Genomic DNA, 19,352 nt, shown 5'->3' with positions numbered 1-19,352 from the left:
CATGGGGACACACCAGCCCGAGGAGCGCCCCGACATGAGCCTGACCCTGAGGACCATCAGCCGCGAGCAACATCTGGCCTACATCCAGAGCCTGCCGGCGGCGAGCCACATGCAGGTCCCGGCCTGGGCCGATGTGAAGGCGGAATGGCGCTCGGAGAACCTCGGCTGGTTCGACGACCGCACCGGCGAGCTCGTCGGTGCGGGCCTGGTCCTCTACCGCCAGCTGCCCAAGATCAAGCGCTATCTCGCGTATCTCCCCGAGGGCCCGGTCATCAACTGGTTCGCGCCGAATCTGGACGACTGGATCCAGCCGATGCTGGCGCACCTGAAGCAGCAGGGCGCCTTCTCCGTGAAGATGGGCCCGCCGGTGATCATCCGGCGCTGGAACGCCGACACCATCAAGAAGGGCATCCAGGACCAGGACGTCAAGCGCCTGCGGGACCTGGAGGCCGACTTCATCGAGCCGCGCGCCTTCGAGGTGGCGGACAAGCTGCGCCGCATGGGCTGGCAGCAGGGCGAGGACGGCGGCGCCGGGTTCGGCGACGTGCAGCCCCGCTATGTCTTCCAGGTGCCGCTGGCGAACCGTTCCCTGGAAGAGGTCCACAAGAACCTCAACCAGCTGTGGCGCCGCAACATCAAGAAGGCCGAGAAGGCCGGCGTCGAGGTCGTCCAGGGCGGCTACCAGGACTTGGCCGAGTGGCAGCGGCTGTACGAGATCACCGCGGTGCGCGACCACTTCCGGCCGCGCCCGCTGTCGTACTTCCAGCGCATGTGGACGGCCCTCAACACCGAGGACCCGAACCGGATGCGGCTGTACTTCGCCCGGCACAACGGCGTGAACCTGTCGGCGGCGACGATGCTGATCGTCGGCGGACACGTCTGGTACTCCTACGGCGCCTCCGACAACATCGGCCGTGAGGTCCGGCCCTCGAACGCGATGCAGTGGCGGATGCTGCGCGACGCCTACGCGCTCGGCGCCACCGTCTACGACCTGCGTGGCATCTCCGACTCGCTGGACGAGACGGACCACCTCTTCGGTCTGATCCAGTTCAAGGTCGGCACCGGCGGTCAGGCCGCCGAGTACCTCGGCGAATGGGACTTCCCGCTGAACAAGCTGCTGCACAAGGCGCTCGACATCTACATGTCGCGCCGCTGAGCCACGGGCGTTTGATTCCATAGGGTTCTCAGCTTTCACACCTCTGATACACCGCAGCCACGAGAAAGGTTCCGGGTCCGGCCATGGCGCTCACGCTCTACGTCGACACCGCGCGCTGGCGGGCGCACCACAAGCACGTGCAGGAGCAGTTCCCGGGCCTCGTCCCGGTCTGCAAGGGCAACGGCTACGGCTTCGGGCACGAACGGCTGGCGGAGGAGGCCACGCGACTGGGCGCGGATCTGCTCGCGGTCGGCACGACCTACGAGGCCGCGCGCATCAAGGACTACTTCGGCGGTGACCTGCTGGTGCTGACGCCGTACCGGCGTGGCGAGGAGCCGGTGCCGCTGCCCGACCGGGTGGTGCGCTCGGTGTCGTCGGTCGACGGCGTGTACGGCCTCGTCGGCGCGCGTGTCGTCATCGAGGTGATGTCCTCGATGAAGCGGCACGGCATCAGCGAGCAGGACCTGCCGCAGCTGCACCAGGCCATAGAGAACGTCCGGCTGGAGGGCTTCGCCATCCATCTGCCGCTGGACCGCACCGACGGCTCGGACGCCGTCGAGGAGGTCATCGGCTGGATGGACCAGCTGCGCGCGGCCCGGCTGCCGCTGCACACGATGTTCGTCAGCCACCTCAAGTCCGATGAACTCATCCGGCTCCAGCAGCAGTTCCCGCAGACCCGGTTCCGCGCCCGCATCGGCACGCGGCTGTGGCTGGGGGACCACGAGGCCACCGAGTATCGCGGTGCCGTCCTGGACGTCACGCGCGTGACCAAGGGCGACCGGTTCGGCTACCGGCAGCAGAAGGCGGCCTCCGACGGCTTCCTGGTGGTCGTGGCGGGCGGTACGTCGCACGGGGTGGGCCTGGAGGCCCCGAAGGCGCTCCACGGCGTCATGCCGCGCGCCAAGGGCGTCGCACGGGCCGGCCTCGCCACGGTCAACCGGAACCTTTCTCCGTTCGTCTGGGGCGGCAAGCAGCGCTGGTTCGCCGAGCCGCCGCACATGCAGGTGTCGATCCTGTTCGTCCCCTCGGACGCCCCGGAGCCGAAGGTCGGCGACGAGCTGGTGGCCCATCTGCGGCACACCACCACACAGTTCGACCGGCTCGTGGACCACTGAGCCCGGCGCAGGTCAGCGAGAAGGCCGTACACGCACCCTGCGTGTACGGCCTTCTTCATGGGCTTGCGACGGCGCGTTCGCTCAGAGCGAACGGTCCTCGAGGTACGGCGGTTCCGGCCTGCCCCAGTCCACCTGAGGCCCCTCGAAGTGGGCGGCGTGCCGCGGCGGATGGGCTGCCGCGCCGAGCACGAAGACGTCCTGTGCGCCGTCGAGCACGCCGCCCGAGGGGTCGTCGTCGCCGGAGCGGCGCACCACGTCGCGCTCCGGCATGAGGATGTCCCGTACGACGACGGCGCACAGGTAGAGCGTGCCGGCCAGGTGCAGCACGATCGCCCAGTGGTATCCCTGCGTCGGCAGACCCTTGTGGGCGTCGCCGCTGGTCGTGTAGGCGAGGTACATCCAGATGCCCAGGAAGTACGCCACCTCGCAGGCCTGCCAGATCAGGAAGTCGCGCCACTTGGGCCGAGCGAGGACCGCCAGCGGCACCAGCCACAGGACGTACTGCGGGGAGTAGACCTTGTTGGTGAGGATGAAGGCCGCCACCAGCAGGAAGGCCACCTGGGCGAAGCGCGGCCGGCGCGGCGCGGTGAACGCCAGCGCGGCGATGCCGAGGAAGCACAGCACCACCAGCACCATCGCGGCGGTGTTCACAAAGCCCGTGCTCGGCGGGTTGCTGGAGTTCTGCGCCCAGATCAGCCAGAACGAGCCGAAGTCGATGCCCCGTTCCTGGCTGAACGTGTAGAACTTCGACCAGCCCTCGAAGGCGAAGAGCATCACCGGCAGGTTCACCAGGAGCCAGGCGATCACCGCGCCGCCCACGGCCTGGGCGTACTCCCGCCACTTGCCGGCCCGCCAGCACAGCACGAGCAGCGGACCCAGCAGGAACACGGGGTAGAGCTTGGCGGCCGTGGCAAGGCCCAGAAGGACACCGAAGGCGACGGGGCGGCTCCGGGACCACATCAGCATCGCGGCGGCCGTGAGCGCCACCGCCAGCAGGTCCCAGTTGATGGTCGCGGTGAGCAGGAAGGCGGGCGACAGGGCGACCAGCAGACCGTCCCAGGGGCGCCGACGGTGGGTGCGGGCCACGCAGACGGCGATGACGGCCGCGCACACCATCAGCATCCCGGCGTTGACGAACCAGTACCACTGCTCCTGATGCTGGATGGTGCCGCTGTGCGGGGTCAGCCAGGACGCCACCTCCATGAACACACCGGTCAGGACGGGGTATTCGAGATAGCCCATGCCGCCGGACATGTCGTCCGGGAGTCTGTCGAAGTACGGCACGAGGTGATCGGCGAATCCGCGGCCCTGGTAGAGGTGCGGGATGTCCGAGTAGCAGGCCTTGGTGTACTGACTGCTCGCGCCGAAGAACCAGGCGCTGTGGTAGCAGGGCGCCTTCTGGACCAGGCCGAGGGCGAACATGCCGATCGCCACGAGCGCGACGACCCGAACGGGGGTCCACCAGGAGATCCCGAGGAGGGCACGCTGCCCCAGGGGACCGCCGATCAGCTCGCTGCCGGCCCGGGCGATCTCGTCCTCACTCGTCGGCCGCACCGGTTCTGCCGCGGTGGACCGCACGGGCTCGGGCTCGCGCATGCTCGCGGGCGTCATCTCTGCACTGGGCATGGGGCACATCCTGCCGTACCTGTCTGAGAGCGGCGCGAAGCACAGCGAACTCTGCTCCAACGGCACCGGAAGACCAGACGTTCCCAGCGTACGCACAACGCAAGAGGCCGGTGTTCGCCGCGAGAAAGGCGCCGAACACCGGCCTGCAGCGTGGTCGGCCGTCAGCCTCCCTGTCCGCCCAAGAAGCCTCCGTTGCCGTTGCCCCGGGTGTTGCCTCCGGTCCCGGTCGTGTCGGTAACGGTCGGCGTCGGCGTCGTGCCTCCGTCGGTGCCGCCGTTGTTCGTGCCTCCGCTGTTGTCACAGTTCCAGCCCCAGCCGTTGCACGACTGGCTCGGCGAGGGCGAAGGAGTGACGGACGACTGGCTGGGCGACGGGCTCGGCGACGGGCTCGGCGACGGGCTCTGGGTGGCCGACGGGGACGGCGTCAGGCTCGGTTCGGCGTTGATCACCGTGCCGATGGGCTGCGGCGTCGGGAAGTCCTTCACCGGCTGGTCCTTCAGCGCCTCGGCCATGTAGTCGTGCCAGATCTCGGCCGGGAAGGAAGCACCGTGGATCTTCTCCTGGCCACCCGTTCCGTACATCTCCAGGAAGGTCCGCGCCTTGTTGTTCGCGTTGTCGTCCAGGCGGAACATGGTGATCGAGGTGGACAGCTGCGGGGTGTAGCCCACGAACCAGGCGGACTTGTTGCCGTCCGTCGTACCGGTCTTACCGGCCACCTCACGACCCGGAAGCTGGGCGTTGGTACCCGTTCCCTTGTCGACCACGGACTTCAGGACGTCGGTGACGTTGTCCGCCACCAGCGAGGTGAAGGCTTCCTTGGGCGCTGCCTCGTGCTTGAAGACCTGCCCGTCCTTGTTCTCGACCTTTTCCACCGAGTACGGGTCGTTCTGCTGGCCGCTCGCGGCGAAGGTGGCGTAGGCGCCGGCCATGCGGATCGCGCTCGGGTCGGACGTACCGATCGAGAACGACGGGTAGTTGGCGCTGGCGAGACTGCCCTTGAGGAGACCCGCGTCCAGCGCCGTCTGCTCGACCTTGTCCAGGCCGACGTCCATGCCGAGCTGGACGTACGCGGAGTTGACCGAGAGCTGCATGGCCTCACGCAGGTCGATCTTGTAGCTGGGGGGATTGACGGACTCGTTGCCGTCGTTGGTCTGGAGCCACTCCTTGCCGTCCTTGTCCGTCCAGACCCTCCCGTTGTATTCCTTGATCTTGAGCTTGTTCTTTCCGCTGTAAATGCTCTTGGGGGAGACCTGGGTGCGCTCGTCCTGAGCCTGCTCGGGGCCCAGATCCGGGTTCCGCACGCCCCACTTCATGGCCGCCGCCAGCACGAACGGCTTGAAGGTCGAACCCACCTGGGCGCCGGTCGCGTCGGCGTTGTCGGTGAAGTGCTTGGTCGCGTCCTCACCGCCGTAGATGGCTTTGATGGCACCCGACGACGGGTCCACCGAGGCGCCGCCGAACTGGACGTGGGTGTCGGTCTTCGGTCGCAGCTTGGGCTTGATGTTCGCCTTCTGGACGTTGGTGACCGCGGCCTCCAGCGCCTTGACCTTCTTCTTGTCGAAGGTCGTGTAGATCCGGTAGCCGCCCTGCTGCAGCTTGTCCGCGGTGATCCCGGTCTTGTCGCTGTTGTTGACCAGGTAGGACTTGGCGAGGTCGACCAGATAGCCGATCTGGCCGCTCAGCCGGCTGTTCGACCTCGGGTTCTGCACATTCGGGAGCGTGGTGTAGTGGGCCCGCTCGGCGGCGCTCAGATGGCCGTACTTGACCATCTTGTCGAGGGTGTCCTGCATCTGCGCCAGGGCACGCTTCTTGTTCGCGTCCGGGGTGGCAGCCGGGTCGAGCGAGGTGGCGCCCGCCGGGTCGTAGTAGGTGGCACCCTTCAGCATCGCCGCCAGGAAGGCGCACTCGCCCGGCTTCAGTTCCTTGGCGTCCTTGTTGAAGTAGGCGCGGGAGGCGGCCTCGAGGCCGTAGGCGCCCCGGCCGAAGTACGCCGAGTTCAGGTAGCCGGCCATGATCTGGTCCTTCGGGACCGTGGCGCCCACCTTGATCGCGACGAAGATCTCCTTGAACTTGCGGGTGATGGTCTGGGACTGGTCGTCCAGCATCGCGTTCTTGACGTACTGCTGGGTGATCGTCGAGCCACCCTGCGTCTGACCGCCCCGGGCCATGTTGAAGAGGGCGCGCGCGATGCCGTTCGGGTCCACGCCGCTGTCGGTCTCGAAGGTCTTGTTCTCCTGCGAGATGACGGCGTAGCGCATCTCCCTGGGGATGTCCGCGTAGTTGATGATCTGGCGGTTGACCTCGCCGCCGGTGGCGACCATCACCGAGCCGTCGGACCAGTAGAAGACGTTGTTCTGCGCCGTCGCCGTCTTCGCTATGTCGGGCACGCTCACCATCGCGTACCCGATGCCCGCCACGGCCACCAGGCTTCCGATGAAGCCGATGAACAGGCCCGACACGAGCTTCCAGGAGGGGACCCAGCGCCGCCAGCCGTACTTGTCGGCCCTGGGATAGTCGATGATCCGCTTCCTGCCGGGTGCCGTCGTCGCACGGCCCCTGCCGCGCCCGGGACCGGTCAGGCCGCCGCGCCGGCCACCCGGGCCCGCGTTGTCGGCGCCTCTGCGGCGGCTGCCTCTCTGCGCCGCCCGGCGGGCCTCGGCACGGCCGCCGTAGGGACGCTCTTCACCTCCCGGACTACTGGAATCCGACCCATAGGAACTGGACCCATAGGAGTCGGATGGGGACCCGGTGGCGCCTCGCGGTGCCGCACGGCGACCGGAGGACGAGCCGGGCTGGCCGCGTCGGGCCGCGGCACGTCCGCCTCCCTGCGGCTGCGGCGGTTTGCGACGGTGCTCGCTCATCGAACGATTACTCCTCGGGCAGGCGCACCCGTGCGCGCCTGGAACGGCGGCTGTTTTCCGGTCCCCCCGAAGTACGGATGTGGTCGGTTCCGCATTCACCCGTACTGCACCGGGGACGATGACGCTCCCCAGGCGGCACTTGGTTCCCGGTGCTGTGCATGCCGCACAGACTACGCACCGCCAAAACCCACCGAACCCCGAAGTTCACCCCAAAACAGGCAACCTGCCTCGTATGAATCGGTGATGTGACCCCGTTCACCACCGTCCCTCTTGTCGCCTGCGGACGGCCGTTCTATCGTCGTGATGTATCGAGTCGATACATCAGCGCGAGATAAAGACGCCGAGAAGCGCTGAGAGACCCGCGGGATCGAGAGGAGGCGACGATGAGCCGACGTTCCGGCATCCTCGAGTTCGCCGTGCTCGGTCTGCTGCGCGAGTCCCCGATGCACGGCTATGAGCTGCGCAAACGACTCAACACGTCCCTGGGGGTGTTCCGGGCGTTCAGCTACGGGACCCTGTATCCCTGCCTCAAGACGCTGGTCGCCAACGGCTGGTTGATCGAGGAGCCGGGCAGCACCCACGAGGACGCCGTTCCTCTCGCCGGACGCCGAGCGAAGATCGTGTACCGATTGACGGCAGAAGGTAAGGAGCACTTCGAGCAGCTGCTCTCGCAGACCGGCCCCGACGCGTACGAGGACGAGCACTTCGCCGCACGCTTCGCCTTCTTCGGGCAGACGTCGCGCGATGTGCGCATGCGCGTGCTGGAGGGCCGGCGCAGCCGCCTGGAGGAGCGTCTGGAGAAGATGCGGGCCTCCCTGGCGCGCACGCGTGAGCGCCTCGACGACTACACACTTGAGCTCCAGCGCCACGGGATGGAGTCCGTGGAGCGCGAAGTGCGCTGGCTGAACGAGCTCATCGAGAGCGAGCGGGCCGGGCGGGACCTCAAGGGTTCCGCGTCCGGGGGGTCCGCTCAGCAGGACACCACCACTGGATCGACGGGCGGCCTGCCCCGTCCCGGGGACACCCCCCGGACGGATACGCCCGGCGACACCGCCACGTGAGACCCACTCAGGGCCTCACTCGTACACACAGGGAGCAACCGGAATGGGTTCGGTTCGCGTAGCCATCGTCGGCGTGGGCAACTGCGCCGCGTCGCTGGTGCAGGGAGTCGAGTACTACAAGGACGCCGACCCGGCGTCGAAGGTCCCCGGCCTGATGCACGTGCAGTTCGGTGACTACCACGTGCGCGACATCGAGTTCGTCGCCGCGTTCGACGTCGACGCCAAGAAGGTCGGCCTCGACCTCGCGGACGCGATCGGCGCCTCCGAGAACAACACCATCAAGATCTGCGACGTGCCCAGCACCGGTGTCACCGTGCAGCGCGGCCACACCCTCGACGGCCTCGGCAAGTACTACCGCCAGACCATCGAGGAGTCGGACGCCGAGCCGGTCGACGTCGTCCAGATCCTGAAGGACAAGCAGGTCGACGTCCTGGTCTGCTACCTGCCCGTGGGCTCCGAGGACGCGGCGAAGTTCTACGCCCAGTGCGCCATCGACGCCAAGGTCGCCTTCGTCAACGCCCTCCCGGTCTTCATCGCCGGTACCAAGGAGTGGGCGGACAAGTTCACCGAGGCCGGTGTGCCGATCGTCGGTGACGACATCAAGTCGCAGGTCGGCGCCACCATCACGCACCGCGTCATGGCGAAGCTGTTCGAGGACCGCGGTGTCATCCTCGACCGCACGATGCAGCTGAACGTCGGCGGCAACATGGACTTCAAGAACATGCTCGAGCGCGAGCGCCTCGAGTCCAAGAAGATCTCCAAGACGCAGGCCGTCACCTCCCAGATCCCCGACCGGGACCTCGGCGAGAAGAACGTCCACATCGGCCCGTCCGACTACGTGGCCTGGCTCGACGACCGCAAGTGGGCCTACGTCCGCCTCGAGGGCCGCGCCTTCGGTGACGTCCCGCTGAACCTGGAGTACAAGCTCGAGGTCTGGGACTCCCCGAACTCCGCGGGTGTCATCATCGACGCCCTGCGTGCCGCGAAGATCGCCAAGGACCGCGGCATCGGCGGCCCGATCCTGTCGGCGTCCTCCTACTTCATGAAGTCCCCGCCGGTCCAGTACTTCGACGACGAGGCCCGCGAGAACGTCGAGAAGTTCATCCGCGGCGAGGTCGAGCGCTAGCTCGACAAGGCGCACGAGAACGCTCCTGCCAGGGCTGTGAAGGTCCCCGGGTTCCCTGACCCGGGGACCTTCCGCATGTGTGAGGCTGTGCCCCATGCCCGTCGTCCGTGACCTGCGCGTCCTGTTGCGCCTGCGGTACTTCCGACGCCTGCTCTCCATCCGCCTGCTGTCCCAGGGCGCCGACGGCGTCTACCAGGTCGCGCTCGCCGCGTACGTCGTCTTCTCCCCGGAGAAACAGACCTCGGCCACGGCCGTCGCCTCGGCGATGGCGGTCCTGCTGCTCCCCTATTCGCTGGTCGGCCCGTTCGCGGGCGTCCTGCTGGACCGCTGGCGCCGCCGGCAGGTCTTCGTCCACGGCAACCTGCTGCGCGCCCTGCTGGCCGCGGCCACCGCCATGCTGATGGTCAGCCAGGTCCCGGACTGGCTCTTCTACGTCTCGGCGCTGTGTGTCACGGCCGTCAACCGCTTCGTCCTCGCCGGTCTGTCCGCGTCCCTGCCCCGGGTGGTGGACGCCGAGCGCCTGGTGCTCGCCAACTCCCTGTCCCCGACGGCGGGAACACTCGCCGCGACCGCGGGCGGCGGTCTCGCCTTCGCCGTACGGCTCGTGGCGTCCGGCTCCGACGCGGCGGTGGTGCTCCTCGGCGCCTTCCTCTATCTGTGCGCCGGCCTGACATCCCTGACCATGCCTTCCACACTCCTCGGTCCCGACCGGCAGCCGGCACGGCCGCACATGGCCACCGCCCTCACCGAGACGGCTCGCGAGCTCGGCGCGGCCGTCCGTCATCTGGCCGCGCCGCAGCGCAGGGAAGCCGCCGGGGCGCTGGCCGCGATGACACTGATGCGTTTCTGCTACGGCGCGCTCCTCGTCCTCCTGCTGATGCTGTGCCGGTACGCCCTGTCCGCGAGCCCCGAGGACGGGCTCCGGCTGCTCGGCCTCGCTCTGGCGCTGTCGGGTGCGGGATTCTTCGCGGCGGCCGCGGTGACGCCGTGGGCGGCGGGACGCCTCGGTCCGGGGCGCTGGATCGTGGTGTGCTCCGGCGCCGCCGCCGTGCTGGAGCCCGCCCTCGGCCTCCCCTTCGCGACCGGTCCCCTCTTGGTCGCCGCCTTCGTCCTGGGACTGGTCACTCAGGGCGCGAAGATCTCCACGGACACGATCGTCCAGGCCGCCGTCGACGACGGCTTCCGCGGCCGGATCTTCTCCGTGTACGACGTACTGTTCAACGTGGCCTTCGTCGGAGCGGCCGGAGTGGCGGCCCTGATGCTGCCGCCGGACGGACACTCGGCCGCGCTGGTCGTCACCGTCGCCGTCATCTACGGGGCAGTTGCTGGGACTATGGCCCGCTTTGAACGCCGGTGAGTGTCACATCAAAGCCACAGAGTCCCCTTGAGTTTCAGGAGTGTCAGTGGCGGCCGGTAACTTACCTGCGTCTTATGCGCTTCTTACGTGAGCGCTCAGCAACTCCTTGAGGGGGACCCCCAAGTGACCACCACGCCACCCCAGGGCCAACAGCCGTACGGCCAGCCCCAGCCCCAGGACCCGTACCCGCCCCAGGACGGCTACCCGCAGCAGCCGGGTCAGCCCGGATTCCCCCAGCAGGGCACGGCACCGTATGCACCGGTGCCTCCTCAGCGGCCGAAGCGCGGCGTCAGGCAGTACCTGCGCATAGCCGGCATCATCGTCGGCCTCATCGTCATCGCTGGCGGCTGGTACTTCAACAACAGCGACGACGCCAAGAAGCTCGCTGTCGGTGACTGCCTGACGAACAAGGGAAGCGACAGCGACCCGGAGATCGAGCAGCTGGACTGCGGCAACTCGAAGGCGGACTACAAGGTGCTCAAGAAGGACGGCAGCACCAGCGTCGCCCAGCTCGCCTGCCAGTCGGTCAAGGGAACGACCGCGGCCCTCGAGTGGAAGGAAGGCAGCGACTCGTTCGTCCTCTGCCTGGGAGACAACAAGTAGCGCTCGAATGTGCGGAGGGGCGATGTTTCACGTGAAACATCGCCCCTCCGTTGCACTCGGTCCGGGCCGGTGCTTCACGTGAAACATCGCCGAACCCGGCCCGGCAGAGATCAGCTCTGCTCGGCCCACCAGTCCTTGAGAGCCGCCACCGCCGCGCCATGCTCCATCGGACCGTTCTCCAGACGCAGCTCCAGCATGTGCTTGTACGCCTTGCCGATGACAGGGCCCGGGCCGACACCCAGGATGTCCATGATCTGGTTGCCGTCGAGGTCTGGGCGGATCGCGTCCAGCTCCTCCTGCTCCTTCAGCTGAGCGATACGCTCCTCCAGGCCGTCGTAGGCTCGGGACAGCGCGGCCGCCTTGCGCTTGTTGCGGGTGGTGCAGTCCGAGCGGGTCAGCTTGTGCAGGCGGTCCAGCAGCGGGCCCGCGTCACGGACGTAGCGGCGCACCGCCGAGTCCGTCCACTCCCCGGTGCCGTAGCCGTGGAAGCGCAGGTGAAGTTCGACCAGTCGTGAGACGTCCTTCACCAGCTCGTTGGAGTACTTCAAGGCGGTCATGCGCTTCTTGGTCATCTTGGCGCCGACCACCTCGTGGTGGTGGAACGAGACCCGGCCGTCCTTCTCGAAGCGGCGCGTGCGGGGCTTGCCGATGTCGTGCAGCAGCGCGGCCAGCCGCAGCGTGAGGTCGGGGCCGTCCTGCTCCAGCGCCATCGCCTGCTCCAGGACGATCAGCGTGTGGTCGTAGACGTCCTTGTGCCGATGGTGCTCGTCCCGCTCCAGGCGCAGCGCCGGCAGCTCGGGCAGCACATGGTCGGCGAGCCCGGTCTCGACGAGCAGGGCCAGTCCCTTGCGGGGGTGCGCGGACAGGATCAGCTTGTTCAGTTCGTCCCGGACCCGCTCGGCCGAGACGATCTCGATGCGTCCGGCCATCTCCGTCATCGCGGTGACGACCTCGGGGGCGACCTCGAAGTCCAGCTGGGCGGCGAACCGGGCGGCCCGCATCATCCGCAGCGGATCGTCCGAGAAGGACTCCTCGGGCGTGCCCGGCGTCTGCAGCACGCGGGCCGCGAGATCCTCCAGGCCTCCGTGCGGGTCGATGAACTCCTTCTCCGGCAGTGCCACGGCCATCGCGTTGACCGTGAAATCCCGCCGGACCAGATCCTCCTCGATGGAGTCGCCGTACGACACCTCGGGCTTGCGCGAGGTGCGGTCGTAGGCCTCCGACCGGTAGGTGGTGATCTCGATCTGGTAGCCGTCCTTGTGTGCGCCGACGGTGCCGAAGGCGATACCGACCTCCCAGACGGCGTCCGCCCAGGGACGGACGATCTTCAGAACGTCCTCGGGCCGGGCGTCGGTCGTGAAGTCCAGGTCGTTGCCGAGCCGACCGAGCAGCGCGTCGCGCACCGACCCGCCGACCAGGGCGAGGGAGAACCCTGCCTCCTGGAATCGGCGGGCGAGATCGTCGGCGACGGGGGCCACCCGCAGCAGCTCGGCGACCGCGCGCTGCTGCGCCTGGCTCAGGGCAGAGGGAGTGTCTTCGTTGGGGTTCGGCACAACAGAAGAGGGTACGTGCCCCGGCGACCAGGGGCGCCCTCCATTTGGCCGAGGGCGGCCGGCCGGCACAGGCCGCGGACAGCTCCCTTCATACCCGGCGCAAGCACTGCCCTCGCGGCGTAGGGAAGCTCTCCGCTCGATACTGGATATAGAGGACGGGACGCCGGTGTTCTTCGATCTTGTGACGTAGACCGCGGCACTTCCCCTCAGCGCGCATCGTTACCATGCGTGGACGCACATTCCGACGACCACTGATGACGAGGGACGGGCGAGCGCGTGGCCGAGGCGGCTGAATTCCAGGGGACCAGTGCCTCACCTGCCCGCCGGTGGCTGCGACGCGCCGGCGGGCTGCTCGCTGGTGCGCCGCTGCTGGCCGGGCTGCTCCAGCTGCCCGCCGCGGCGCCCGCCCAGGCAGCCTCCTCGGACACGGTGTCCGTCGCCCTGGACTCACTGACCCCCAGCGCCCCCACCGACGGGGACACGCTGACCGTGTCGGGCACCGTGACCAACAACGGCAAGCAAACCGTCACCGGCGCCCACGTGGACCTGCGGGTGGGCTCCATGCTGACCACCCGCTCGGGGATCGACTCCGTCGCCCAGCACTCCGACGACCTGACCGGCGGAACCGGCGTCGAGGTCGGTGGCAAGTACGCGGCGAAGTTCGCCAAGCTGTCCCCGGGCGTCGCGGAGCACTTCAGCATCTCCGTCCCCGTGGACAAGCTCGACCTCGGCGACGACGGCGTCTACGAGTTCGGTGTCTCCCTCTCCGGCAAGACCGCCGCCCAGTCCTGGGACCAGATGCTCGGCATCCAGCGGACGTTCCTGCCGTGGCAGCCGTCCGAGGCCGACACCAAGACGAAGACGACGTACCTGTGGCCGCTGATCTCCACGGTCCACATGACGGCCAAGACGGGCGCAGGCGAGCTCCAGACGCCGGTGTTCCGCAACGACGACCTGGCCAAGGAACTCGCGCCCGGCGGACGGCTGGCCCAGATGGTGGATCTGGGCAAGGACCTGGACGTCACCTGGGTGATCGACCCCGATCTACTGGCCTCGGTGGACGCCATGGCGACCGGCAACTACCGGCTGCCGGGTGGCGGGGGCACCACCAAGCCCGGCCCGAAGGAGCACCAGGCGCTCGCCAAGCAGTGGCTGGCCGGCCTGCAGAAGGCGGTGACGGGCAAGGAGGTCGTCGCGCTGCCCTTCGCCGACCCGGACCTGGCGTCCCTTGCGCACAACGGCACCAGCGTCACCGGCTCGCTCAGCCACCTCAAGGACGCCACCGACGTCGCCGCCACCACCGTCAAAACCGTGCTCCACGTCACACCGAGCACCGACTTCGCCTGGCCGGTGGAGGGCGCCGTGGACCCGGCGATCATGAAGGTCGCGACCTCCGCCGGCGCCGACCGCGTGATCGCCCGCAGCGACAGCCTCCAGGAGACCGCCGGGCTGCCGTACACGCCCTCCGCCGCCCGCCCGGTCGGCGGCGGCACCACGGCGGTGGTCTCCGACGCCCGGCTGTCCACGGCCTTCGAGGGCGACCTGACGAAGGCGGACTCGGCCACGCTCGCCGTGCAGGAGTTCCTGGCGCAGAGCCTCGAGGTGAACGCGCAGACGGACAAGCAGCGCAGCATCGTGGTCGCCCCGCAGCGCATGCCCACCGCGAGCCAGGCCCAGGCGATGGCGGCGGCGCTGAGGGCGCTCCAGGGCGGGAACTGGTCCGAGTCCCAGGACCTCTCCGCGGCGGCCAAGGACAAGCCGGATCCGAACGCCACCACGCACATCCCGTCGGGGTCCGCCTACCCCTCCTCGCTGCGCTCGCAGGAACTGCCGCGGACGGCCTTCGAGCAGATCGCGCGCACCCAGGACAAGCTCGACAGCTTCCAGGTGATCCTCTCCGACCAGTCCCGGGTCGTCACGCCGTTCGGGCGGGCCATAAACCGTGAGATGTCCACGTCGTGGAGCGGCAGGAGCGGCAACGCGCGGGGCTATCGCGACGGCGTGGAGGGGTGGCTCGACGAGCTGGCCGACCAGGTCAAGCTCATCGACAAGTCGGAGACCAAGCTCTCCGGACGCAGCGCCACCATCCCGGTGACCGTCCAGAACAACCTCGTCCAGCCGGTCGGCCATCTGGTCCTGCGCCTGACCTCGACCATGCCGACCCGTCTGAAGATCGGCGGCAAGGCCTACGACGAGCAGCCGGTGGAGATCTCCGGCGGGCACAGCCAGTCCGTGAAGTTCACCACGTCGGCCAACGCCAACGGCCGGGTCACGGTGATCGCCCAGCTGTATACCGAGGACGGCCAGAAGTACGGCGACGCCGTCAGCTTCGATGTGAAGGTCACCGAGATCACCCCCACCGTGATGCTGGTCATCGGCGGCGGTGTGCTCCTCCTCGTCCTGGCCGGTTTCCGGATGTACACCCAGCGCAAGCGCGCCTCCGCCCGCCAGACGGAGGAGAACGGACCCGACGCGGACGGGCAGGCCGCCGACGAGCCCGGGAACCCCGACGCCCCCGCAGACCGTCTCCCGGAGGAACCGGAGGATTCCGGCTCTCCGACCGGGGCAGACGACCCGGAGCACGCGAGTGACCCCGCTCCGGACACCGCACCGGAAAGCCCCGACCCGTCCGGGACGGGTGAGAGAGTGGACCGTTGAGCGATGTCGTGGCCGGTGGGCCAGGGACGATGAGGTGGGGTAAGCATGAACGCGCCGTACGACGGTGATCGCGGCCAGGGCGCGGCCGGCCCGGGTTACCCCGGGACGCCGCAGGAGCCCGGCCAGGTGCCGCCGCAGCAGGCGGCCGACATGTACCTCCAGGACGCCTACGACCAGGACCCCTACCGGGGGCACGACCTCGCCGCCCAGGACCCGGTCGCCGAGGCGCTCTACGACCGCGCCGCGCACCCGCCGCCCCCTCAGGGCAGCCAAGGGCAGCAGCCGCTCTACGGACAGCCCGCGCAGTCGCCGTACGCGCCCGACCCGCGGATGTGGGCACAGACGCCGACGCCGGAGCCGGACCGTGCGACCCCGTACCTGCCCTACGGCGACGACCCGCGCACGACCCAGTTCGTGGGCGGCAACGACCTGGTCGCGCACTCGGGCGAGGAGTACCAGGAGCCGGACGCCTTCGCGCATCTCTTCAAGGACCAGCAGCACAGCGGTGGGCACGCGCCCATGGATCCGCCCGGCTACTCCCAGCCGGCCGCCGCTCCGGGCACCGGGTACGGCCCCGTCGGCCAGTACCCGCCCGCGCCCGGCCAGGGCGCCCAGCAGGGCAACCCGTACGCCGGGGCGCCCTACCAGGCGGCCCCGGGGAACCCGGCGCAGCCGCCGGTGCCCGCCCCGGCCGCGGCGCCGGATCCCGCCGGTCCGTACCGGGACGCGGAACCGGAGCCGGCTCCCGCAGCTTCCGCCGCGCCCGCGAAGAAGGGCGGCAAGGCCGCCGGGCTGCTGAAGTCCAGTGCCGTGATGGCGGCGGGCACGATGGTCTCCCGCCTCACCGGTTTCGTCCGCTCGGCGCTGATCGCCGCGGCGCTCGGCCTCGGATTCCTCGCCGACTCCTTCCAGGTCGCCTACCAGCTGCCGACGATGATCTACATCCTCACCGTCGGCGGCGGTCTCAACTCCGTCTTCGTGCCGCAGCTGGTGCGGTCGATGAAGGAGGATGAGGACGGCGGGGAGGCCTTCGCGAACCGCCTGCTGACCCTGGTGATGGTGGCGCTGGCCGCGCTCACCGGCCTCGCGATGTTCGCCGCGCCGCTCCTGGTGCGAGCGCTGTCGCCCACCATCGCCGGCAACCCGGCCGCCAACGACGTGGCGGTCACCTTCACCCGCTACTTCCTGCCCTCGATCTTCTTCATGGGCATCCACGTGGTGATGGGTCAGATCCTCAACGCCCGCGGGAAGTTCGGCGCGATGATGTGGACTCCGGTCCTGAACAACATCGTCATCATCGTGTCACTCGGCGCGTTCATCTGGGTCTACGGCACCGCCTCACACTCCGGCTTGACCGTCACGAACATCCCGCCGGAGGGCCAGCGCCTGCTCGGCATCGGTGTGCTGCTCGGTCTGGTCGTCCAGGCACTGGCGATGATCCCCTACCTGCGCGAGACGGGCTTCCGGATCCGGCTGCGGTTCGACTGGCGCGGCCACGGCCTGGGCAAGGCCGCGATGCTCGCCAAGTGGACGGTCCTGTTCGTCCTCGCCAACCAGGCGGGCGCCATGGTCGTCACCCAGCTGTCCACCGCCGCCGGCAAGGACTCCGGTGTCAAGGGCACCGGCTTCGCGGCCTACGCCAACGCCCAGCTGATCTGGGGCCTGCCGCAGGCCATCATCACGGTCTCCCTGATGGCCGCCCTGCTGCCGCGCATCTCGCGCTCGGCCGCCGAGGGCGACGGCGGCGCGGTCCGCGACGACATCTCCCAGGGCCTGCGCACCACCGCGGTCGCCATTGTCCCGATCGCCTTCGGCTTCCTCGCCCTCGGCATTCCGATGTGCACGCTGATCTTCGGCTCCGCGGGCACCGACTCGGCCACCAACATGGGCTACATGCTGATGGCCTTCGGCCTCGGCCTGATCCCGTACTCGGTGCAGTACGTCGTCCTGCGTGCCTTCTACGCCTACGAAGACACCCGCACGCCCTTCTACAACACGGTCATCGTCGCCGTCGTGAACGCGGGTGCCTCGGGGCTGTGCTACTTCCTGCTGCCTGCCCGCTGGGCGGTGGCCGGTATGGCGGCCGCGTACGGCCTGGCCTACGCGATCGGTGTGGGTGTCGCCTGGCAGCGGCTGCGCAAGCGGCTCGGCGGCGACCTGGACGGCGCACGGGTGCTGCGGACCTACGCGCGCCTCGGCATCGCCTCGGTGCCCGCGGCCCTGCTCAGCGGCGCGGCCTGCTACGGCATCGGGCACACCCTCGGCCAGGGCGTCATCGGCTCCTTCGCCGCGCTGCTCGTCGGCGGGGCCGTTCTGCTCGGCATCTTCTTCGTCGCCGCCCGGCGAATGCGCATCGAGGAACTCAACTCGCTCGTGGGTATGGTCCGCGGGCGTCTGGGCCGCTGAGGCGGGGGTAGTCGCACAACCATCGTCCGCCGCCGCGTGTCGTGCATAGCGGCGGACTGTGGGCACAATTGGTTTCGGCGTCGGACAGCGTGCAACGGATGGGGAGGCAGGGACGACGGTGGCGGAACGGAGCACAGCTGCCGTCGACGTGGCAGACAACAGCGGCGAGCAGCCGCTGACCGCCAAGGCGGACCAGTCCACGGCCGACGGGGTGGCCAAGAACCCGGAACGGGACACGGACAGTGACGAGGCACAGGGGAGCGGCGGTATCGAGGGCTCCGGACAGAAGGCCTCGCCTCCCGAACTGCACAGCGGTCACAAGCTCGCCAGACGCTACCGACTGGAGGAGTGCGTCACCCGTCTGGACGGATTCAGCAGCTGGCGTGCGGTCGACGAGAAACTCCGTCGTGCCGTCGGCGTCCACATCCTGCCCGCGGAGCACGTGCGGGCCCGTTCCGTCCTCGCCGCCGCCCGTTCCTCCGCGCTGCTCGGCGACCCCCGTTTCGTCCAGGTCCTCGACGCCGTCGAGGAGAACGACCTCGTCTACGTCGTCCACGAGTGGCTGCCCGACGCCACCGAACTGACCACGCTTCTCGCGAACGGCCCGCTGGAGCCGCACGACGCCTACCAGATGGTCAGTCAGGTCGCCTCCGCCATGGCCGCCGCGCACCGCGAGGGCCTCGCCCATCTCCGGCTCAACCCCAACGCCGTCCTGCGCGCCTCGACCGGCCAGTGGCGCATCCGGGGCCTCGCCGTGAACGCCGCCCTGCGCGGCATCAACTCGGACACCCCGCAGCGCACCGACACCGAGGCGATCGGCGCCCTGCTGTATGCGGCGCTGACGCAGCGCTGGCCGTACGAGAGCGACGCCTACGGCCTGTCCGGGCTACCCAAGGGCGTCGGCCTCATCGCACCGGACCAGGTGCGGGCCGGTGTTCACCGAGGCCTCTCCGAGCTGTCCATGCGCGCACTCGCCAACGACGGGGCCACCGCCTCCCGTCACGAGGCCCCCTGCACCACGCCGGAGGAGCTGGTGAAGGCGATCGGCGAGATGCCGCGCATCCGCCCGCCGGAGCCGGCCTTCACGGCCCCGCCGGAGTACCAGCGCACGACCTACCAGCAGGGCACGTACGGCCGCCCGGCGCCGCACCCCGGCGCGCCCCAGCCGATGACCACCCCGCCACCGCCGCTGCAGAGCCGTACCGGCAAGGTGCTGAAATGGGCGGTGTCCGCGCTCCTCATCGCCGCCCTCGGTCTGGGCAGCTGGCAGTTGGCGGACGCACTGATGGACCAGGGCGGCAAGTCCGACGACACCAACAAGAGCCAGCCGACGGACGACGGCGACCAGGGGTCGAAGACTTCGGCTTCAGGCAAGCCGATCGCCATCCAGAAGGCGCGCGACTTCGACCCGTTCAGCGCGGACCACTCCGAGAAGCCCGCAGATGTGGGAAAGGTCTACGACAACAGCCCGTCCACCTTCTGGCAGACGGACTTCTATCTCAGCCCCAAGTTCGGAAACCTGAAGCCGGGCGTCGGGGTCATCCTCGACCTGGGCAAGGTCCAGCAGGTCGGAAAGGCAACGGTCACCTTCCTGGGGGAGACCTCGGTCGAGCTCCGTGCCGCGAGCGCGGACGCCGGGTCGCAACCGACTTCGTTCGACGCCTACGGCAAGGTTGCCAGCGGCTCGGGCACGACGGTGGTGCTCAAGCCCGACAAGCCCCTGAAGACCCGGTACCTCCTGGTGTGGCTGACCGAGCTGCCCTCGGACGGGTCGGGCCACTGGCGGGGCAGAGTGGCAGACGTCAAGGTGACCGGCTGAGGTCTCCACTC

General features: G+C 69.0%; 12 protein-coding genes. 9 read left to right on the top strand and 3 right to left on the bottom strand.

The genetic code is table 11. The annotated features are described in order from the left end of the window. Positions 1–34 precede the first annotated feature (34 nt). Positions 35–1,156, top strand: a complete 1,122-nt coding sequence (gene femX, locus ACIBJF_RS08105; RefSeq protein WP_365324074.1) for a peptidoglycan bridge formation glycyltransferase FemX — start codon at positions 35–37, stop codon at positions 1,154–1,156. Positions 1,157–1,239: 83 nt separating this feature from the next. Beyond that, positions 1,240–2,271, top strand: coding sequence for an alanine racemase (locus ACIBJF_RS08100; RefSeq protein WP_399172872.1), 1,032 nt, complete (start codon positions 1,240–1,242; stop codon positions 2,269–2,271). 81 nt (positions 2,272–2,352) lie between these two features. Here ACIBJF_RS08100 and ACIBJF_RS08095 read toward each other — a convergent pair whose 3' ends face one another. Both ACIBJF_RS08095 and ACIBJF_RS08090 read right to left on the bottom strand, forming a co-directional pair. Then, positions 2,353–3,897, bottom strand: coding sequence for a glycosyltransferase family 87 protein (locus tag ACIBJF_RS08095; RefSeq protein ID WP_399172870.1), 1,545 nt, complete (start codon positions 3,895–3,897; stop codon positions 2,353–2,355). A gap of 161 nt (positions 3,898–4,058) precedes the next feature. After that, positions 4,059–6,758 (bottom strand): transglycosylase domain-containing protein, encoded by a 2,700-nt coding sequence (locus tag ACIBJF_RS08090; RefSeq protein WP_399172869.1) that lies wholly within the window; start codon positions 6,756–6,758, stop codon positions 4,059–4,061. Between the two features lie 383 nt (positions 6,759–7,141). Between ACIBJF_RS08090 and ACIBJF_RS08085 the strand changes: the two genes are divergently transcribed. From ACIBJF_RS08085 to ACIBJF_RS08070, 4 genes are all read left to right on the top strand, one after another. Further along, positions 7,142–7,819 (top strand): helix-turn-helix transcriptional regulator, encoded by a 678-nt coding sequence (locus ACIBJF_RS08085; protein WP_399172868.1) that lies wholly within the window; start codon positions 7,142–7,144, stop codon positions 7,817–7,819. A 43-nt stretch (positions 7,820–7,862) separates the two neighbouring features. After that, the gene (locus ACIBJF_RS08080; protein WP_399172867.1) at positions 7,863–8,945 is read left to right on the top strand and encodes an inositol-3-phosphate synthase; all 1,083 of its coding nucleotides are present in this window, start codon (positions 7,863–7,865) and stop codon (positions 8,943–8,945) included. A 94-nt stretch (positions 8,946–9,039) separates the two neighbouring features. Beyond that, positions 9,040–10,302: an MFS transporter gene (locus ACIBJF_RS08075; protein WP_399172865.1), complete on the top strand. Its 1,263-nt coding sequence runs from the start codon at positions 9,040–9,042 to the stop codon at positions 10,300–10,302. Positions 10,303–10,389: 87 nt separating this feature from the next. Then, positions 10,390–10,905: a hypothetical protein gene (locus ACIBJF_RS08070; RefSeq protein ID WP_399172864.1), complete on the top strand. Its 516-nt coding sequence runs from the start codon at positions 10,390–10,392 to the stop codon at positions 10,903–10,905. A 110-nt stretch (positions 10,906–11,015) separates the two neighbouring features. On the opposite strand, the gene ACIBJF_RS08065 is transcribed toward ACIBJF_RS08070, so the two are convergent. After that, entirely contained in the window at positions 11,016–12,458 is a 1,443-nt protein-coding gene (locus tag ACIBJF_RS08065; protein ID WP_399172863.1) for a CCA tRNA nucleotidyltransferase, read from the bottom strand. Between the two features lie 276 nt (positions 12,459–12,734). Here ACIBJF_RS08065 and ACIBJF_RS08060 point away from each other — a divergent pair, with 276 nt between their 5' ends. The 3 genes from ACIBJF_RS08060 to ACIBJF_RS08050 all read left to right on the top strand — a co-directional run bounded on the left by ACIBJF_RS08060 (position 12,735) and on the right by ACIBJF_RS08050 (position 19,341). Next, a complete protein-coding gene (locus ACIBJF_RS08060) occupies positions 12,735–15,116 on the top strand; it encodes a DUF6049 family protein (protein ID WP_399172862.1) in 2,382 nt (793 codons plus the stop codon). Positions 15,117–15,161: 45 nt separating this feature from the next. Further along, on the top strand, positions 15,162–17,522 hold the full coding sequence (gene murJ, locus ACIBJF_RS08055; RefSeq protein ID WP_399172860.1) for a murein biosynthesis integral membrane protein MurJ: 2,361 nt from the start codon (positions 15,162–15,164) through the stop codon (positions 17,520–17,522). A 118-nt stretch (positions 17,523–17,640) separates the two neighbouring features. Next, entirely contained in the window at positions 17,641–19,341 is a 1,701-nt protein-coding gene (locus tag ACIBJF_RS08050) for a protein kinase family protein (protein ID WP_399172859.1), read from the top strand. Positions 19,342–19,352 lie beyond the last annotated feature (11 nt).

This window comes from Streptomyces sp. NPDC050743 (genome assembly GCF_044456925.1).
Taxonomy (GTDB): Bacteria; Actinomycetota; Actinomycetes; order Streptomycetales; family Streptomycetaceae; genus Streptomyces.
This window is presented reverse-complemented; position numbering and strand designations above follow the sequence as displayed.

What these genes read in the sequence shown, in the direction of transcription:
- femX (WP_365324074.1), top strand. Translation starts at nt 35, where the DNA reads ATGAGCCTGACCCTGAGGACCATCAGCCGCGAGCAACATCTGGCCTAC.
- ACIBJF_RS08100 (WP_399172872.1), top strand. Translation starts at nt 1,240, where the DNA reads ATGGCGCTCACGCTCTACGTCGACACCGCGCGCTGGCGGGCGCACCAC.
- ACIBJF_RS08095 (WP_399172870.1), bottom strand. Translation starts at nt 3,897, where the DNA reads ATGCCCAGTGCAGAGATGACGCCCGCGAGCATGCGCGAGCCCGAGCCC.
- ACIBJF_RS08090 (WP_399172869.1), bottom strand. Translation starts at nt 6,758, where the DNA reads ATGAGCGAGCACCGTCGCAAACCGCCGCAGCCGCAGGGAGGCGGACGT.
- ACIBJF_RS08085 (WP_399172868.1), top strand. Translation starts at nt 7,142, where the DNA reads ATGAGCCGACGTTCCGGCATCCTCGAGTTCGCCGTGCTCGGTCTGCTG.
- ACIBJF_RS08080 (WP_399172867.1), top strand. Translation starts at nt 7,863, where the DNA reads ATGGGTTCGGTTCGCGTAGCCATCGTCGGCGTGGGCAACTGCGCCGCG.
- ACIBJF_RS08075 (WP_399172865.1), top strand. Translation starts at nt 9,040, where the DNA reads ATGCCCGTCGTCCGTGACCTGCGCGTCCTGTTGCGCCTGCGGTACTTC.
- murJ (WP_399172860.1), top strand. Translation starts at nt 15,162, where the DNA reads ATGAACGCGCCGTACGACGGTGATCGCGGCCAGGGCGCGGCCGGCCCG.